The organism is unidentified bacterial endosymbiont (assembly GCF_918320885.1).
GTDB lineage: Bacteria > Pseudomonadota > Gammaproteobacteria > Enterobacterales.
Genome location: NZ_OU907312.1, coordinates 88,318 through 105,727, shown reverse-complemented (window position 1 = coordinate 105,727; position 17,410 = coordinate 88,318). Strand labels below are relative to the sequence as shown.

17 protein-coding genes and 1 pseudogene are annotated in these 17,410 nt (G+C 50.4%); 11 read left to right on the top strand and 7 right to left on the bottom strand.

The features are described 5' to 3' along the window. The first annotated feature begins 12 nt into the window (after positions 1-12). The 6 genes from murG to lpxC all read left to right on the top strand — a co-directional run bounded on the left by murG (position 13) and on the right by lpxC (position 6,927). The gene (gene murG / locus NL324_RS00530) at positions 13-1,095 is read left to right on the top strand and encodes an undecaprenyldiphospho-muramoylpentapeptide beta-N-acetylglucosaminyltransferase (RefSeq protein WP_436298147.1); all 1,083 of its coding nucleotides are present in this window, start codon (positions 13-15) and stop codon (positions 1,093-1,095) included. Next, positions 1,092-2,663: a UDP-N-acetylmuramate--L-alanine ligase gene (murC, locus tag NL324_RS00525; protein WP_253305892.1), complete on the top strand. Its 1,572-nt coding sequence runs from the start codon at positions 1,092-1,094 to the stop codon at positions 2,661-2,663. Before murG ends, murC begins: the two co-directional genes overlap by 4 nt. Further along, positions 2,656-3,465 carry a cell division protein FtsQ/DivIB gene (locus tag NL324_RS00520; RefSeq protein ID WP_253305891.1) on the top strand — a complete coding sequence of 270 codons (810 nt, stop codon included), beginning with the start codon at positions 2,656-2,658 and terminating at the stop codon, positions 3,463-3,465. The genes murC and NL324_RS00520 overlap by 8 nt, the downstream gene beginning before the upstream one ends. Continuing rightward, on the top strand, positions 3,462-4,718 hold the full coding sequence (ftsA, locus tag NL324_RS00515) for a cell division protein FtsA (RefSeq protein WP_253305890.1): 1,257 nt from the start codon (positions 3,462-3,464) through the stop codon (positions 4,716-4,718). Before NL324_RS00520 ends, ftsA begins: the two co-directional genes overlap by 4 nt. A 94-nt stretch (positions 4,719-4,812) precedes the next feature. Further along, a complete protein-coding gene (gene ftsZ / locus NL324_RS00510; RefSeq protein WP_253305889.1) occupies positions 4,813-5,955 on the top strand; it encodes a cell division protein FtsZ in 1,143 nt (380 codons plus the stop codon). A 57-nt stretch (positions 5,956-6,012) separates the two neighbouring features. Continuing rightward, positions 6,013-6,927 carry a UDP-3-O-acyl-N-acetylglucosamine deacetylase gene (gene lpxC / locus NL324_RS00505; RefSeq protein ID WP_253307083.1) on the top strand — a complete coding sequence of 305 codons (915 nt, stop codon included), beginning with the start codon at positions 6,013-6,015 and terminating at the stop codon, positions 6,925-6,927. Here the strand turns inward: lpxC and NL324_RS00500 are convergent. Further along, positions 6,917-7,426, bottom strand: a complete 510-nt coding sequence (locus tag NL324_RS00500; protein ID WP_253305888.1) for a DUF721 domain-containing protein — start codon at positions 7,424-7,426, stop codon at positions 6,917-6,919. The genes lpxC and NL324_RS00500 overlap by 11 nt on opposite strands. A 91-nt stretch (positions 7,427-7,517) precedes the next feature. Between NL324_RS00500 and secA the strand changes: the two genes are divergently transcribed. The 3 genes from secA to orn are packed head-to-tail and all read left to right on the top strand — an operon-like array spanning position 7,518 to position 11,280. After that, positions 7,518-10,265 carry a preprotein translocase subunit SecA gene (gene secA, locus NL324_RS00495; RefSeq protein ID WP_253305887.1) on the top strand — a complete coding sequence of 916 codons (2,748 nt, stop codon included), beginning with the start codon at positions 7,518-7,520 and terminating at the stop codon, positions 10,263-10,265. Positions 10,266-10,311: 46 nt separating this feature from the next. Beyond that, on the top strand, positions 10,312-10,698 hold the full coding sequence (gene mutT / locus NL324_RS00490; protein ID WP_301282743.1) for an 8-oxo-dGTP diphosphatase MutT: 387 nt from the start codon (positions 10,312-10,314) through the stop codon (positions 10,696-10,698). Between the two features lie 42 nt (positions 10,699-10,740). Further along, complete coding sequence (gene orn / locus NL324_RS00485) at positions 10,741-11,280, top strand: oligoribonuclease (protein WP_301282742.1); 540 nt, start codon at positions 10,741-10,743, stop codon at positions 11,278-11,280. 174 nt (positions 11,281-11,454) lie between these two features. Here the strand turns inward: orn and NL324_RS00480 are convergent, their stop codons facing one another. After that, positions 11,455-11,682: an Rpn family recombination-promoting nuclease/putative transposase gene (locus NL324_RS00480; RefSeq protein WP_253305886.1), complete on the bottom strand. Its 228-nt coding sequence runs from the start codon at positions 11,680-11,682 to the stop codon at positions 11,455-11,457. Between the two features lie 194 nt (positions 11,683-11,876). Then, positions 11,877-12,497, bottom strand: coding sequence for a DUF5710 domain-containing protein (locus NL324_RS00475; RefSeq protein WP_253305885.1), 621 nt, complete (start codon positions 12,495-12,497; stop codon positions 11,877-11,879). A 121-nt stretch (positions 12,498-12,618) separates the two neighbouring features. On the opposite strand from NL324_RS00475, the gene NL324_RS00470 reads away from it, so the two are divergent. After that, positions 12,619-13,322 (top strand): IS1 family transposase gene (locus NL324_RS00470; protein ID WP_436298142.1). Its coding sequence is split into 2 segments (ribosomal slippage): positions 12,619-12,876 and positions 12,879-13,322, totalling 702 coding nucleotides; the frame shifts between segments, so codons are not numbered across the junction. Between the two features lie 148 nt (positions 13,323-13,470). On the opposite strand, the gene NL324_RS00465 is transcribed toward NL324_RS00470, so the two are convergent. The 4 genes and pseudogenes from NL324_RS00465 to NL324_RS00450 all read right to left on the bottom strand — a co-directional run. Continuing rightward, complete coding sequence (locus tag NL324_RS00465; RefSeq protein WP_253305883.1) at positions 13,471-14,430, bottom strand: IS110 family RNA-guided transposase; 960 nt, start codon at positions 14,428-14,430, stop codon at positions 13,471-13,473. 372 nt (positions 14,431-14,802) lie between these two features. Then, positions 14,803-15,762 (bottom strand): IS110 family RNA-guided transposase, encoded by a 960-nt coding sequence (locus NL324_RS00460; RefSeq protein ID WP_253305882.1) that lies wholly within the window; start codon positions 15,760-15,762, stop codon positions 14,803-14,805. 340 nt (positions 15,763-16,102) lie between these two features. Then, positions 16,103-16,576, bottom strand: a complete 474-nt coding sequence (locus tag NL324_RS00455) for a hypothetical protein (RefSeq protein ID WP_253305881.1) — start codon at positions 16,574-16,576, stop codon at positions 16,103-16,105. 96 nt (positions 16,577-16,672) lie between these two features. Beyond that, positions 16,673-16,927 (bottom strand): annotated as a pseudogene (locus NL324_RS00450) (recombinase family protein); the annotation flags it as partial. A 165-nt stretch (positions 16,928-17,092) separates the two neighbouring features. Between NL324_RS00450 and NL324_RS08290 the strand changes: the two are divergent. Next, positions 17,093-17,371, top strand: coding sequence for a tetratricopeptide repeat protein (locus NL324_RS08290; RefSeq protein WP_366516353.1), 279 nt, complete (start codon positions 17,093-17,095; stop codon positions 17,369-17,371). The last annotated feature ends 39 nt before the right edge of the window (positions 17,372-17,410 follow it).

Sequence of the window (17,410 nt, the reverse complement as noted above, 5' to 3'; positions counted from 1 at the left end):
GGGGGGGTGGCTATGCGTGCTAAGCGCCTATTGGTGATGGCGGGGGGCACCGGCGGCCACATTATTCCGGGGCTCACCATAGCCCGCTATTTACTGGCGCGGGGCTGGGAGATCCGTTGGCTAGGAACCGACGATCGCCTAGAGGCTGATTGGGTGCCCAGAGAGGGCATTGAGATTGATTTTATTACTATTTCTGGCCTACGGGGTCGCGGAATCAGGGGCTGGCTGGCAGCGCCGTGGCGGATTGTTCGAGCGGTGCGTCAAGCAACCGTCATTATCAAACGCTTTCAACCGGATGTGGCCTTAGGGTTAGGCGGCTATGTTTCAGGACCAGGCGGAATAGCCATTCGCCTGGCAGGGATCCCTTTGGTGGTGCATGAGCAGAATGCGGTACTTGGCTTGACCAATGGGGTACTGGCTCGTTTGGCCACGCGAGTGTTGACCGCTTTCCCAGGAACCTGCCGAGGTGCGGGCATCGTGGGCAACCCGCTGCGCGAGCGCTTACTACAGCTGCCGACACCTAGGGAGCGTTTTGCCGATCGCCAAGGACCGCTGCGGCTCTTAATCCTCGGCGGCAGCCAAGGGGCTCGTGTTTTGAATCAAACCCTACCCGCCGCTGCCGCACTGTTGGGCTCTGAAGTGATGATTTGGCATCAAGTGGGCCCCGGTGCGCAACCTGGGGTGATTCAAGCCTACCAAGCCTTGGGGGTGCAGCCCTACCGACTGAGCGAATTGATTGAGGAGATGGAGGTTGCCTATGCGTGGGCCGATTTGGTGATTGGGCGGGCTGGAGCATTGACCATCAGCGAGCTAGCAGCAGTGGGTGTCGCTGCCATCTTAGTCCCTTTCCAGCATGCGGATCGACAGCAACTGTTGAATGCGCAGGTGTTGCAACGGGCCGGCGCCGCTGAGATCCTCGAAGAGCCCCAACTCACAGCCTCTCAGTTAGTGGGTCTTATCAAACGTTACGATCGGCCCGCCCTGTTACAGCGAGCGATTCGGGCGCACACTATTGCGTGCCGTGATGCCACGCAACACATCGCCAGGGTGCTACAAGCGGTCGTTGGGCAGCCGGTAGAGGGGAACGATCCATGAAACCATTAACCCCCCTCTGCACAATCGTCCCGGAAATGTGCCGGGTTCGTCAGCTCCATTTTGTTGGGATCGGCGGGGCTGGCATGGGGGGAATTGCTGAGGTTTTGGCGAATCAGGGTTACCAGATCAGTGGTTCAGATCTCACGGATAATGCGGTGATCCAGCGGTTGCGCCAGCTGGGCGTCACTATTTATCAAGGGCACCGGGCCGAGCAGATCGCCACCGCTGACGTGGTGGTGATTTCTAGCGCCATTCCTGCCAATAATCCGGAGGTGCTGGCAGCACAGCAGGCACGGATCCCGGTGATCCAGCGTGCTGAGATGTTGGCCGAATTGATGCGCTTCCGTCATGGGATTGCGGTGGCCGGAACCCATGGTAAAACGACGACCACCGCCTTGATAGCGACGATTTATGCCGCGGCTGGTTTAGATCCCACCTTTATTAATGGTGGCGTGGTCAAAGCCACTGGTACCCATGCCCGCTTGGGCAGAAGTCGCTACCTGATTGTCGAAGCTGATGAAAGCGATGCCTCTTTTTTACATTTGCAACCCCTGGTGGTGGTGGTTACCAATATCGATGCTGATCACTTAGAGAGTTATCATGGCAGCTTCAACCAGTTGAAAGAGACGTTTGTTCGTTTTGTGCACAATCTACCGTTCTACGGGCAAGCGGTGCTCTGTATTGATGATGCTGAGGTGCGATCGCTACTGCCACAGATCCACCGTCGGGTGATCACCTATGGCTTTAGCAGCGATGCCGATGTTCGTATTGAACAGTATCAGCAGCAGCGGCTACAGAGCACCTTCACGGTGCGTCGATGGCAGGAGGCGGATCAATCACGATCTGAGCTAGCGATTCCCTTAAACCTTCCAGGTCGCCACAACGCCTTAAATGCCGCCGCCGCGGTGGCCGTGGCGACCGCGGCGGGCATTCGTGATGAGACCATTGTGCAGGCGCTGACGACCTTTCAAGGGACTGGCCGCCGTTTTGAGCTGTTAGCGGAGTGGCTTACCAGCGAGGGTCCAACGGTGATGCTGGTGGATGATTATGGACATCATCCACGGGAGATTGAAGTCACCATCCAAGCGGTTCGAGCGGGCTGGCCTGATCGACGCTTAGTGATGCTATTTCAACCGCACCGTTATAGCCGGACCCGGGATCTCTATGACTATTTTGCTGCCGTGTTGTCTCAAGTTGATCGCCTACTACTCTTAGAGGTGTATGCAGCGGGTGAAACGCCGATTGCGGGATCGGCTAGTGGGGCGCTCTGTCGTACCATCCGTAGTCGGGGCAGCGTTGATCCGGTGTTGATTCCCGATCTGGCCGATCTCCCTCGGGTATTGTCCCAAATAGTGCAAGCAGGCGATCTGCTGCTCACACAAGGGGCCGGAAATATTGGACAGATTGCCCGTCAATTGGCCGCTCATGGTTGGCCGCTTGTCGGGAATACAGGCGCTGCTAGCGACTGGCTAGGCGCGATCAGGATAACCGATGGGCCTTCAGTGACCGTTGACGGCTCGACCCACACTGCTCCGATCAGTGATCCTCCTAGAGGCCAGCATGGCTAGCCAAGCGATTAGGCGCTTGGATCAGCCGAAAGCGCTGATCCGTCGACTCGGCTGGCTGTTCGGAGTGCTCCTGGTCGGGGGGGGCGGCTTGTTGGGGATCCGCACCATGAGGGATTGGTTGTGTGATGCCCAGCGCTGGCCGCTATCGGACTGGCAACTATCGGGTGTGCTACAGCAGACCAGCGAACAGGAGATCTGGCAAGCACTACAGCCGCTGCTGCCCTTGCAAAGTTTTATGGCCCAGGATCTTCGGCTGATCCAGCGGCAACTAGAGCAGTTGCCGTGGATTGCACAAGCCCAAGTACGTAAGCAGTGGCCCAATCGGTTACTGCTGCACTGCAGTGAGCATCAAGCCGTGGCTCGTTGGGCTCATCAACAGCTGCTGAATCAGCAGGGTCAACGATTTACCGCCCCGTTAGCCCCCTCAACAGCAGAGCAGTTACCGCAGTTATCGGGGCCTGAAGGTAGTGAACAACGCGTCTTAGAGACCTGGCATAGGCTAACTTCCCAGTTTGCCTTGCAGGGATTCACCGTCACTGCAATGAGATTAAATCGGCGCCAGGCCTGGCAGCTGACGTTGAATGGGTCGATTCACTGCCAGTTAGGACGGCAAGATCCAGTGATTGGCGTGCAGCGCTTTCTGCTGCTCCACCCGCTGTTTATTCAGCGACCCGCCCGAACCAGTCAGTCAGCGGCCGCGGCGTTACAACGGATCGTCGATCTCCGTTACGAACAAGGAGTAGCCGTGCGCTGGGCAGCGCCTCCGGCACCCACTTTACGTGTTAATCAGGATCAGTCATGAGCAAAGAGAACGGGCGACGCTTAATCGTAGGCCTAGAGATTGGGACCTCCAAAGTGGTTGCGCTCGTAGGAGAGCTGCTAGCGGGTGGCGTCATCAATTTGATTGGGGTGGGTCACTGTGTGTCGCGGGGTATGGATAAGGGGGGCGTTAATGACTTGGAATCAGTGGTACAATCGGTGCGCGGCGCCCTGGAGCAGGCAGAGCTGATGGCTGATTGCCATATCACCTCGGTCTACTTAGCGCTTTCGGGCAAACATATTCGCTGCCAAAATGAGTTAGGGATGGTCGCGATTGCCGAAGAAGAGGTGACGCAGGAGGATGTGGAGAGCGTCATTCATACCGCCAAGTCGGTGCGCATTCGTGAAGCGCACCGAATTTTGCATGTCGTGCCGCAATCTTTTACGATTGATTACCAAGAGGGCATTAAGAGCCCTGTCGGTCTGTCTGGCGTTAGGATGCAGGCCAACGTTCACCTGATTACTTGTCATCATGATACGGCAAAAAACAGTATCAAAGCGGTCGAACGCTGTGGTCTAATCGTCGATCGGCTGATTTTTTCTGGACTAGCCTCCGGGGATGCGGTACTGACGGAGGATGAGCGGGAGCTGGGAGTGGCCGTGGTCGATATCGGCGGTGGGACGATGGATATTGCGATTTACATGGGGGGCTCCCTCTGTCATAGCCAAGTGATCCCCTATGCGGGCAATGTCGTGACCCGAGATATCGCTTATGCTTTTGGAACACCGCTGGCCGAAGCGGAGTTGATTAAAGTGCGTTACGGCTGTGCCCTAGGCGCCCTGGTGCGGCGTGAGGAGAACATAGAGGTCCCGAGCGTGGGTGGCCGGCCGCCCCGTAGCTTGCAGCGTCAAACCTTAGCTGAAGTGATTGAGCCCCGTTATCAGGAGTTATTGCAATTAGTTGATCAGGCCCTGCAGCAACTGCAGATCCAGCTGCGGCAACAGGGCATGAAGCACCAGCTAGCAGCCGGCATCGTGTTAACCGGCGGGGCCGCACAAATAGAGGGGTTATTAGCGTGTGCACAGCAACGCTTTAATACGCAAGTACGACTTGGCCAGCCACTCAATATGACGGGGTTAACGGATTATGTACAGACGCCTGATTACTCAACAGCGGTTGGATTACTGCATTATGGCAGAGCCGCTTTATTAAAGGGTGAAACGGAACGCCAGCAGCAGCGTTCAGTCACTCAGTGGTTAAAACGCTTAGGTGGATGGCTGAAAAGGGAATTTTAGACAGCGCAGCGATTGAATAGGGCAGTCCAGATGATCCTGGACAGTGCTGTTGAGTCCCTGCATTCAATGACCAGGTACAAAATGGAGAGAAGCGATGTTTGAACCCATTGAAGAGACCAACGATGCGGTGATTAAAGTCATCGGTGTTGGCGGCGGTGGCAGCAATGCTGTGGAACACATGGTAAAAGGGGCGATCCAAGGGGTAGAGTTCTTTGTGGTCAATACTGATGCCCAAGTATTACGGAATAGCACCGTGGGGCAGACACTACAAATTGGTGGCAATATTACCAAAGGGCTTGGGGCTGGTGCTAATCCCGAGGTAGGCCGCCATGCTGCGGAAGAGGATCGAGAGTCACTGACTGCCCTATTAGCGGGGGCTGATATGGTGTTTATTGCTGCCGGCATGGGCGGCGGTACGGGGACTGGCGCAGCACCGGTGGTCGCGGAGATCGCTAAAGAGTTAGATATTTTAACGGTAGCGGTGGTCACTAAACCCTTTAGTTTTGAAGGGAAAAAGCGGATGGCCTTTGCTGAACGGGGGATTGCCGAGCTCTCGAAACAGGTAGATTCCTTGATCACAATTCCTAATGATAAACTATTAAAGGTGTTAGGCCGTGGCATCTCCCTATTAGATGCTTTTAGCGCTGCTAACGATGTTCTCAAAGGTGCTGTTCAAGGGATTGCCGAATTGATCACCCGTCCAGGGCTGATGAATGTCGATTTTGCGGATGTGCGTACGGTGATGTCCGAGATGGGGTATGCCATGATGGGATCAGGGGTAGCGCGTGGAGAAGATCGCGCGGAAGTGGCCGCCGAGATGGCGATCTCCAGTCCACTGCTGGAAGACATTGATCTCTCTGGTGCCCGTGGGGTATTAGTGAATATTACAGCCGGGTTTAATTTGCGACTCGATGAATTTGAGACGGTCGGTAACACCGTGCGGGCTTTTGCTTCAGATAATGCTACCGTGGTGATTGGTACAGCCTTAGATCCACAGATGGAAGAGGAATTGAGGGTGACGGTGGTGGCTACTGGTATCGGCATGGATAAAAAACCTGAAATCACCTTGCTGTCAACGAAGGTGCCCCATGCTGGATCGAGAGCCGCCTATCCACCTTACCCACAGGCCACAGTAGCACCGACCTTAGCGAACGACAGCCCGGATCGGCCGGTGACTCCTGATCAGGAGCCGGATTATTTAGATATCCCCGCTTTTTTACGTCAGCGGGCCGATTAATGGTTTTGGCAAGCTCGCTCTCCGAGGATAATGGCAGCGGTTAAGAGGCTAACAGCAGTGATTTATCAGAGAACGATTAAACGTCGCGTACAGATTGACGGTATTGGCTTGCATAGCGGTTGTCGGGTCACGCTCATGCTGGCTCCCGCTGAGGCTAGCACGGGGATCCGTTATCGACGGGTTGACTGTCAACCCCCTGTGGAGCTGATAGGCGATCCCGACTTAGTTCACGTTACGCCGCTCTGTACCTGTTTAGGGAATGCCCAAGGGGTTAAGATTTCAACAGTAGAACATTTGAACGCCGCGTTATCAGGATTGGGGATTGATAATATCCTGATTGAGGTGGATGCAGCAGAGTTGCCTATTCTAGATGGCAGTGCTTTTCCCTTTATTAAATTACTGTTACAAGCAGGGATTGAGGTGCTCAATACGCCTAAGCAGTTTCTCTGGGTTACCGAACCTGTCAGCATCACCGAGGATGATAAGTGGGCTGAACTACGACCTCATCAGGGTTTTTGTGTGGATTTTACCATTGATTTTAACCATCCTGCAGTCCTGCACGACGTGCAGGAGTACCGCTTTAACTTTTCTGCTGACCGTTTTATTCAACAGATCAGCCGGGCGCGCACGTTTGGTTTCAGGCAAGAGGTGGCACAGTTACAAGCACGAGGACTCTGTTTAGGGGGTAGTTTAGACTGCGCTGTGGTATTAGACGAGCAGCGGGTATTGAATCCAGAAGGGCTGCGTTTTCCTGATGAACTGGTGCGCCACAAAATATTGGATGTGATTGGGGATCTGTTTATTGGCGGTTACCACCTCTTAGGGGCTTTTAAAGCCTTTAAGTCAGGACATGCACTCAATAATCGCCTACTACGCACTTTGCTGGCTCGGCCACAGGCTTGGAAGTTGGCGCCGTTTGCCGATGATACCCTGTTCTCAATGAGCGACCTCTCCCTCAATCTTAGCGGGTGAGGGCGCCGCTGTCAGCAGCATCGTGTGGTGGTGTGCTCTGGGCTAGCGCCACTAATTTTAGGAGAACGGCCCGCAGGTTGGGAGAAGCCCGCTGAGCTAACAGATAGAGCTGTTGTGCACTCTGGGCGCTGATAGGCTTGCAGGCCATGGGTGGCTCGAGGTTCCGACGAGGGGCTGGGTTGGCAGAGGTTGCAAAGTTGGGATTGATCCTAAACTCGATGGTCGCTAGGGCGGGCAATGCGTGTTGTCGCAAGGCACTCAGCAGACGCATTTGTTCATAACGCAAACGTAACAGCCAGCTGGCATTGGCGGTTTCAATGACTAAAATGCCTTGCCGGTAGTTGGCGACACGACACCAGCGAGGGAGCGGTGGCGGCAATAGGGGCTGTAATGCCTGATTGAGCTGGCGCAATTGACTGATTTTTTGCTGCAGGGTGGCCAGCAGCGGTGTGCTGCCAAGACAATGGTTTAATGGCTGTGGGCTGCAGTGAGGCATCATCAAGTCTCCCGATCTAGGCCCGCTGTATCAATAAAAAAGCAGCCAATGAGTGAATGATAGTTTAAGCGGATAAAGCGAGTGATAGGAACCGATGATTATTAAATTATTAACGAAATTATTTGGCAGTCGCAATGATCGTACTTTAAAACAGCTGTATAAAACGGTGAGTACTATCAATGCATTGGAAGCCTCACTCGCGCTATTGACCGATCAACAGCTGCACGAACGCAGCCAGGCGTTGCGTGCCCGTGTCCGGCAGGGAGAGACGTTGGAGCAGCTATTGCCGGAAGCGTTTGCATTGGTTCGTGAGGCCAGTCAACGGGTATTTGCGATGCGCCATTTTGATGTGCAGCTGATTGGTGGCATGGTGCTGCATGAGCGTAGTATTGCTGAAATGCGCACGGGAGAGGGGAAAACCTTAACGGCTACTCTGCCAGCCTATCTGAATGCGCTATTAGGGCGTGGGGTCCATATCGTCACCGTGAATGACTATCTGGCCCGTCGGGATGCTGATAATAATCGGCCACTGTTTGAGTTTTTAGGGCTATCCGTCGGGGTTAATCTGGCGGGAATGACGCTGGAGGCTAAGCGAGCAGCCTATGCAGCCGATATCACCTATGGAACCAATAATGAGTTTGGGTTCGATTATCTACGCGATAACATGGTTTTTAGTGCCGACCAGCGGGTGCAACGGCCCCTGTATTACGCCATTATTGACGAGGTGGACTCTATCTTAATTGATGAAGCTCGCACGCCGTTGATCATTTCAGGGCCTTCAGAGGATAGCTCTGAGCTCTACAGAGCCGTTGATCCGTTAATTCCCCAGCTGCAGCGGCAAGATCGTGAAGATAGCGATGATTATCAGGGAGAAGGGCACTTTTATCTGGATGAAAAATCGCGTCAAGCACACCTCACCGAACGGGGGCAGCTACTGATTGAAGAGTTATTAACCCGTCAAGGGCTGATTCAATCGGGAGAGTCACTGTATGCTTCAGCTAACATTGCGTTGTTGCATCATGTGAATGTCGCCTTGCGGGCGCAGACGCTGTTTACCCGTAACGTGGACTATATTGTCAAAGAGGATGAAGTGATCATTGTTGATGAGCATACTGGCCGCACCATGCCAGGACGGCGGTGGTCTGAAGGGTTACATCAGGCGATTGAAGCCAAAGAACAGGTCAGCATCCAAAATGAGAATCAAACGCTAGCCTCAATCACGTTACAGAACTACTTCCGCCTGTATGAGAAGCTAGCCGGCATGACGGGAACCGCGGATACTGAAGCGTTTGAGTTTCGGCAAATTTATCAGTTAGAGACCGTAGTGATTCCGACCAACTGTCCGATGATCCGCGATGATCGACCTGATGTGGTTTATTTAACAGAGCAGGAGAAATTTTCGGCGATTATTGAAGATATCAAAGCCTGTGTTGCCGCCTCTCGGCCCACCTTGGTGGGCACCATCTCGATTGAAAAGTCGGAACAGCTCTCCCAAGCCTTACGCCTGGCAGGCATTGCCCACCAGGTATTAAACGCCAAATTTCACGCCCGTGAAGCCGAGATTATTGCGCAGGCTGGGCAACCGGCGGCGGTCACCATTGCCACCAATATGGCCGGCCGTGGGACTGATATTGTACTCGGGGGCAATTGGCAAGTAGAGATCTCTGCTCTTCAAGATCCTACCCCGGAAGCGATAGCTGCCATTAAAGCCGCCTGGCAAGGGCGTCATGAACAGGTGGTGGCGGCTGGTGGACTGCATATCATTGGTACGGAGCGTCATGAGTCTCGACGGATTGATAATCAGCTGCGCGGACGAGCAGGACGTCAAGGGGATCCAGGTTCATCCCGTTTTTACCTGTCGATGGAAGATGGTTTAATGCGGATTTTTGCGTCAGAGCGGGTGACGAAAATGATGCAGCGTTTGGGGATGCAGCCCGATGAGGCGATTGAGCACCCTTGGGTCACGCGGGCCATTGCCAACGCTCAGCGCAAAGTTGAGGGGCATCACTTTGATATTCGCAAACAGCTGTTGGAATTTGATGATGTCGCCAATGCCCAACGGAAGGCCCTCTATGCACAACGCAATGAGCTATTAGATAGTGCCGCGATCAGCACCGTATTGAGCTCCTTTCAGCACACGGTATTGGAAGCGGTGGTGCATCAGTATGCCCCACCACAGATCTTAGCTGAGCAGTGGGATCTACCGGCGTTAACCACCTGTTTGCAGGATGATTTTGATCTGCACTTACCGATCGCGGAGTGGTTAGCAGAGCAGACACCGTTAGCGGAAACCGCCTTAGTGGATTGGGTGGTAGCCCAAGCAGCCGCCCACTATCAACAACAGGCAGAGGCGATGGGTGCCGAGGCCCTGCAGCAGTTTGCCAAAGGCATTCTGTTACAAACCCTCGACGGCTTATGGAAGGAGCATTTGGCAGCCATGGACCATCTACGTCAGGGGATCTACTTACGGGGTTATGCCCAGAAAGATCCCAAACAGGAGTATAAACGCGAATCTTTTGAGCTATTTTCCCAACTGCTTGAACAATTTAAATATGAGGCGGTGAGTACCGTCAGCAAGGTACGGATACCACAAGCATTGGCGCTATTAGAGCAGCAACAGCGTGCGGCGGCCGAGCTAGCGTGGCAACAGTCGTTGCAGTATAGCTATCCAGAGATGAATCAACCCCTAGAAGAGAGGGCGCGTGATATCCCACGACCGCTAGGACAGGGGGGTACTAAAGTGGGGCGTAATAGCCCCTGCCCTTGTGGCTCTGGTAAAAAGTATAAACAGTGTCATGGAGAGCTGCCGGGGTTGACCGTGACAGGAGAGCGCCGTTATTAGTCTCCGAGAGCCTCAAACAACCGCTACCAAGGTGCTATCACCCCGAGTGCAAGTTGCAGTAGGGGTGATTCGTGATCCACAACAGCGGATCTTCATCACCCAGCGTCGCCATCATACCGAATTGGCAGGCTATTGGGAGTTTCCCGGGGGCAAGCTAGAGGAGAGAGAGACGCCACTGGAGGCATTGATTCGGGAACTCCATGAAGAGGTGGGTATTCGGGTTGAGCAAGCGAGATTGCTACAGACAGTCGCGGGTACGCAGACCCAACAACATTTGCAGCTACACTATTTTTTAGTCGATCAGTGGCAGGGTGAGCCTTATGGTAGAGAGGGTCAACCCCATCGCTGGATTGCGCAGCAGGATCTACGGGCAGTAGCGTTTCCGCCGACGAATGCCTCGGTAGTGGCTTGGCTATTAGGGGGTAGTGTCTGATCGCCCCGTTGAGGTTTTGTACAGCACCAGCGAGGAGGTAGCGTGAAGGCTAATGATAATCTCATCTGGATCGATCTTGAGATGAGCGGTTTAGATCCGCAGCAACATCGTATTTTGGAGATAGCGGTGGTGATTACGGATGCCCAGCTGACGGTGTTAGCTGAAACGGCCTCTTTAGCCATTTTTCAACCCGTTCACGTGTTAAACGCCATGGATGAGTGGTGTACGCGGACGCACACCGATAGTGGCCTGGTCGCCCGAGTACAGCAGAGCACCTTGGGTGAATCGACGATAGAGCAGCAGCTATTAGCCTGGTTAGATCTTTGGGTGCCGGCAGGGGTATCGCCGCTGTGTGGCAATAGCATTGGTCAGGATCGCCGGTTTCTCCGGCGCTATATGCCGCAACTAGAAGCCTACTGTCACTATCGCTGCATTGATGTCAGCACCCTAAAAGAGCTCGCCCGGCGTTGGCAGCCGACATTACTGGAGGGCTTCCACAAGCAAACAGCACACCAAGCCCTAGCCGATATCCATGAATCGATCGCTGAGTTAGCCTACTATCGCCAGCACTGGCTGCGGTGACCATTGCACTGAAACCAGTCACCAGCTAGTCGGTGGTGGGTCCAACTGACTGATGGGGAAAAATACAGGGTTCATGTAGACTTCCGAAACCAAGCATAAATATTAGATAAAATTGATGAGGATTGAGTTGATAATTTATGTCATCAGTCAGTTAGGGCCATCTCAGCCTCTACTTCACTTCAACCGATGGGTGATTCTCAAGTTCTTCAACAAAGTACTGCCGTTTAGCAACGTTAAGGTGCTGAAGTCGATTTTTTGAGCCAAGCCAGGTTGCAGGTAGGTACTCAGTAGTTCGATTGCGAGCTTTTTTTCCTGCATGGATAGACGGAACAGCCTATCGAAGGGATCTTTGATTTCCCTTGCTTGGTTTGATGAGGCTACTGATATAGTTTTTTTGGCCATCTCAGTCTCTATTTATTTAATAAACACACCCAAAGTCAAAGCCATAATGTACTTCATGGTATTCAAATCCCCTCTGGTGGTAGCGAGCACAAAGTGTTTCATTGCACTTGCCTTGTTTTTGGCTACGCCAAGCTCCTCTAGGTACATCATGCCTGCCAACGTGTACCTTCCGGCAGGATTAGACCTAAATTTTCCTAATTATCCTCTAAAATAGAGCAGGGATTGTATGAATCACAGTTAACCACTAACTCCTCGCTAATATTATGCAGGATAATGTGAGAGCCTATGTGGTCACCATAAAATAATCCGTCTGGCTCACAATACTCCATAAAATCTCCCTGTTTAGCCCCGCAGTATTCACAGTGGTTCATCCAATAAGATCTCTTAGCGGTGCTGCTATGGTCAATTTTGTAGAAGCTAGACAGTGATTGCATATGGCAACACACATCCTCAGATATTTCTCGAACGTAGTAAAGCAGTGCATAAAAATCATGTTCAATCCACACCGAGGAGATCTCGGATGGGTGGTTTTCATCCTCTTCTAAAACTTCAGTTAAAAACCCAGGATATAACCCAAGGCTAATAAAACGGGTGTTTTTCGAGCATTTCCAGCAGCGCCCTGAGGTTTCAGCTATAAAAAAATAATCTGCTCTAAAGTTAATTCCAGGGTTATGTATTGTTACTATCCATCTTTTAAAATCTTCTAAATTGACCCCACTTGGGACATACCATACTTTCTTTTCAGGATCCCATTTAGCTCCCATTTTTTTCACTATATCTTTTTCTTTAAAGGGAACGTTCAATTCAGTACGCATCGTTGAACCATTAGCCTTTTTATTTTTGAAAATGTCAAAAATATTAAAAACCATACCAAACCGGTGGTGGCCTCTATTGACTGATATGTTATGATTGCCATCAAAACAAGGAATTGTTCGGATGGCGGTTATGGAGGTAAAATGTCGTTACTGTGGGCAAGAGACGGTGGTCAAAAATGGAAAAGCACCAAACGGATTGCAACGCTTTCACTGTCAGGCTTGTCGGCGGTACTTCCAGGTAGAATACCGCTACAACGGCCACAAGCCAGGAACTGCTCAACGCATTGTAGATATGGCTTTCAATGGTTCTGGTGTCAGAGATACCAGTCGTGTCCTTGGAATCAGTAAAGATACCGTCATACGGCGCTTAAAAAAAAATTAGCCCCCGCCCAGGTGAGCAGTCAACAGCGAGCTATTGCTGATGTGGCACTGATTTGTGAGATGGACGAGCAATGGGGTTGGGTCGGCAATAAACGCCAGCAACACTGGCTTTTCCATGGCGTCGACACCAAACGTAAAAAGGTACTTGCCCATGTTTTTGGGCCAAGAACCACTGCAACCTTACGGCGCTTACTACAACTGCTTAAGAAATTTTCAATTGGAATGTTTACTACCGATGGCTGGCCAAGTTATCAGCAACACCTCCCACAGCCCAAGCATCTTGTAGGCAAGATTTTTACTCAACGTATTGAGCGTCATAATCTAACACTACGAACACCTATCAAGCGCTTGGCTAGACGCACAATTTGCTTTTCCAAATCCATAGAGATCCATGAAAACGTCATTGGTGCTTATATCGACAAATTTCACTATCAGTCGTTATAGACCACTACCCGAAATAGCCGAGTATAATTGTGAAAAAAGTCACAAAAAATAACATTTTCAATAAAATATATATAACAATATAACCTATACTGGGATAATGTCCATCCTAAAAAATTTTACTGAATCAAGTAAGATACCGTCTTACCTGTCACGATGCAAGCGCTATTTTTGCATCAAAGGGCATGCCAGATTTCAGTACGCCATAGGCCAGTTGTAGTAATTTTCTCATAGCTGCACAGATGCCAATCTTGCCACCTTTATGGCGTAATACTAGTCGTCCCCACTGAGCTTTCACTATCGCATTACAGGATATGGCTGCCAGGGCCGGCATATATACTGCCTTCCTGAGGGCTACATGGCCTGTTTTGGATATGCGGCTTCGCCCCTTGAATAACCCAGATTCACATAGCTTTGGATTAAGCCCTGCGTAAGCCACTATCTCCTTGCTATTGCTGAATTTTGACATATCACCGGCATAGGCCAGCAAGCTACAGCTTAATATCTCACCGATACCCGGAATGCTCTCCAGCAACTGCTTGTTTTTCTTTAGGTCAGGGTCGTTAGCAATATGGGCTCTTATCTTTTGTTTAGTTTCTTTAATCTGCTGTTTCAGAGCAGCGATAATCTCTGTCAATGAGGGCTGAACTACCTCATCCGCCACTAGCTGCCGGTTCTCCTGCATCCGTTTCATCTCCTCTAAGTTACCAAGGTGTCGTACCAGGGCAGTGAGCTGACGTTCACTCAGTGGAGCTGGAGCCCATAGCGCCGGCGTGTGCATTGCACAATAAAGCGCTATCATCTTGGCATCCCCCTGATCCGTTTTATTACGGCTCAGCTCACTCTGACCAAAGGCATGAATACGGGCAGGATTTTCCACACTGACCTGAATGCCATTATCAGCCAAGAAAGTAGCCAAGGCTGTACTGTAACTCCCAGTTGCTTCCAGACAGATATGGCAAGCACCATAAGGATTTAGCCATTTCAGAAGTTGCGTAAATCCAGCGGGGGTATTGGGTAATACTTTTGTTTTGAACTTTTTTCTGCCAATCCAAACTGCCACATCGAATTTCAACTTGGCAACATCAATACCCACTGCAGTTTTTGCCATGAGCCACTCTCCCAAAACAGACAACTAGATGTATCGCCTAGACCTTCCTTATGAATACGTGCTCGTGGCACATGATACCGTTCGATCTTGAAGGCGATGATAGATAAGGTCACCGGGGTTTACTCTCACCCACAAGCTTTTAGCCTAAGGATACGTACAAACTCACCAGTGACCACCCAATGATCAGTTGGGGATCATTAACCTCTGAAAGCTAATAATCAAGATATAAGGATGGGGCGAAGCATACCCTTGACTGATCGTAGCGACCCAAGCTATTGCTGAGGGTGGTGATGTCTTTAAATCACCACCCCTGCTCACGGCGAGTGTAGAGAGTGGGGTTTGGTTTGGGTTGAGTAGATACCGTCTTACACATCACGATGCAAGCGCTATTTTTTCATCAAATGGCATCCCAGATTTCAGTACGCCATAGGCCAGTTGTAGTAATTTACGCATAGCAGCACAGATGCCAATCTTGCCACCTTTATGGCGTGATACTAAGCGTTCCCATTGAGCTTTCACTATCGCATTACAGGATATTGCTGCCAGGGCTGGCATATACAACGCTTTCCTGAGGGCACTATGGCCTGTTTTGGATATCCGGCTTCGCCCCTTAAATAAACCTGATTCACATAGTTTCGGGTTAAGCCCTGCATAAGCCACTACTTCCTTGCTACTGCTGAATTTCGACATATCACCGACATAGGCTAACAAGCTGCTGCTCACTATTTCGCCAATACCTGGAATACTTTCTAGTAACTGCTTGTTTTTCTTTAGGTTATGGTCGTTATCAATATGAGTTTTTATCTTTTGTTTGGTTTCTTTGATTTGCTGCTTTAGATAAGCAATAATAGCTGTTAATGAGGACTGGATGACCTCATCAGCGACTAGCTGCCGGTTCTCCTGCATCCGTTTCATCTCCTCTAAAGAACTGAGGTGTCGTACCAGGGCAGTTAACTGACGTTCACTCAGCGGTTCCGGAGACCATAGGGCTGGCGTATGCAGCGCACAATAGCGTGCTATCATCTTGGCATCTCCCTGGTCCGTCTTGTTGCGGCTCAGTTCACTCTGGCCAAAGGCATGAATACGGGAAGGATTTTCCACACTGATAGTAATGCCATTGTCAGCTAGAAAAGTAGCAAGAGTAATACTGTAACTTCCTGTTGCTTCTAAACAGATATGACAGTTACCATAACAACTCAGCCATTTCAGCAATTGGGTGAAACCAGCGGGGGTATTGGGGAATACTTTCGTTTTATACTTTTTTCTTTCAACCCAAACAGCGACATCGAATTTTAACTTAGCAATATCAATACCTACTGCGATGTTTCCCATAAGAACTCTCCCAAAACAGAAAATTGTCGATATTACCCGGACCAGCCTTATCAATACGTGCTCAGAGGCACAAGATACCGTTCGATCTTGAGGGCAATAAATAAAAATAGGTCACCGGGGTTTAATCTACTCAACAAGCTTTAAGCCCAAGACTTACCACAAACTCACCGGTGACCTCCCAATGATCAGTTGGGGATCATTAACCTTTAGAGGATAAGGATCAAGATATAAGACCTACCCGGTTACCCGGGGCGTTTCACCTTGCATTATGGTCCAATCTAGCATTACACACAAATAACTACTTTCATTGCTATGAACATACCACCATAAAAAATTTTATTTAAACAAATTTATCAGCAAAGACAGGCCAGCTGACACTAATACCTTTCAGGCTAATTTGATAATTAGAATAACCTGTACCACCAAATTTTTCTAAATCCCTAGGACTATCGCTGCTATATGGTAACGAGCTCAAACATTGAGGAAGATTAGATAAAAGTCTGGTGGTATGATTTCGACTCTCTGTATCTAATAAATCTATTGCGATAGATTTTTTAAATTTAGGGCCATCTTCTTTACAGGGGATTCCTATTACAATAGGCGCCCCCTCCGATTTTATTTTATGAAATCTCGGTATAGGAATAGGTGTCGTGAAGGGTGATTCTAGCGTAGTAAATCGAACATCAAATAAACATTTTTTGATCAGAAAGTCGGTTATAAGGCTTTGTCGATAGTACTTATGGTTCGTGTTGCTACTACATGCTTCTGAATAGGGTTTATTTGTCCTGGAGAGTTTTTTTATTAATTTAGGCATAATTCTGTTTGAATTCCTTTTCATAGTTTGTGTGTCCGTTGATATAGAGGCTACTATTATTCATATTTTATTGAAAAAATAAACATTATTTGATATTTATTTTTGAGATAAATTTTTTCCTAGAGCTATCCAACATACTCGATCCAGTGTATCGATGAGGGTAGGCCGCTTAACCCCGAAATTACGGCAAGCGGCGGCTTTTGACATACTACTGCTCTAGAGCAGCGATGATCGCCTCCAGCTTCTCTTTGCTGATGGCGGGTGGGGACACCCACCAACGCGGCCTTGCCGCTTGGCGGCAGCGAGTCCTGCAATGACCCGCTCTCGAATTAGGGCTCTGCTCACGGTTGCGGCTTGGCAATGTTGCATAAACTAGCGGGTGGAAATCCCGCCCAGGTAACCACTAGCCACGAACCTGGTATCGAGCCTTGCAGGCACAGCGGTAACGAGGTGCTTGATGCGTAGGCACGAAAGGAAGCGAGGAGCAAAGGTAACAGATCATGCTGACACTGAAGGATAAAGTCCCGAAGACGTGGGTGTTCCCGTTCTCAGGTCAATCTGGGCTGTATTTACCACGATCCACAATATCCAGAACATAATGACGGTTTCGCACTCAGGTGCTTCCACGAGGCGGCTAAACAGGGTTACATCCTTGGTCAATATAACTTGGAGGTGATGTACTTCAATGGCAGAGTAGTAACGAAAGATCATAAGGTTGCGGCAGCGTGGTTTCAGAAGGCAGCAGATCAGGGGTGTGCCGACTCACAACGTGCATTGGCTGCTATGGTTGGGTAACGGTGACATATTACCTTGGACAATTATCTGTTGGGAAAA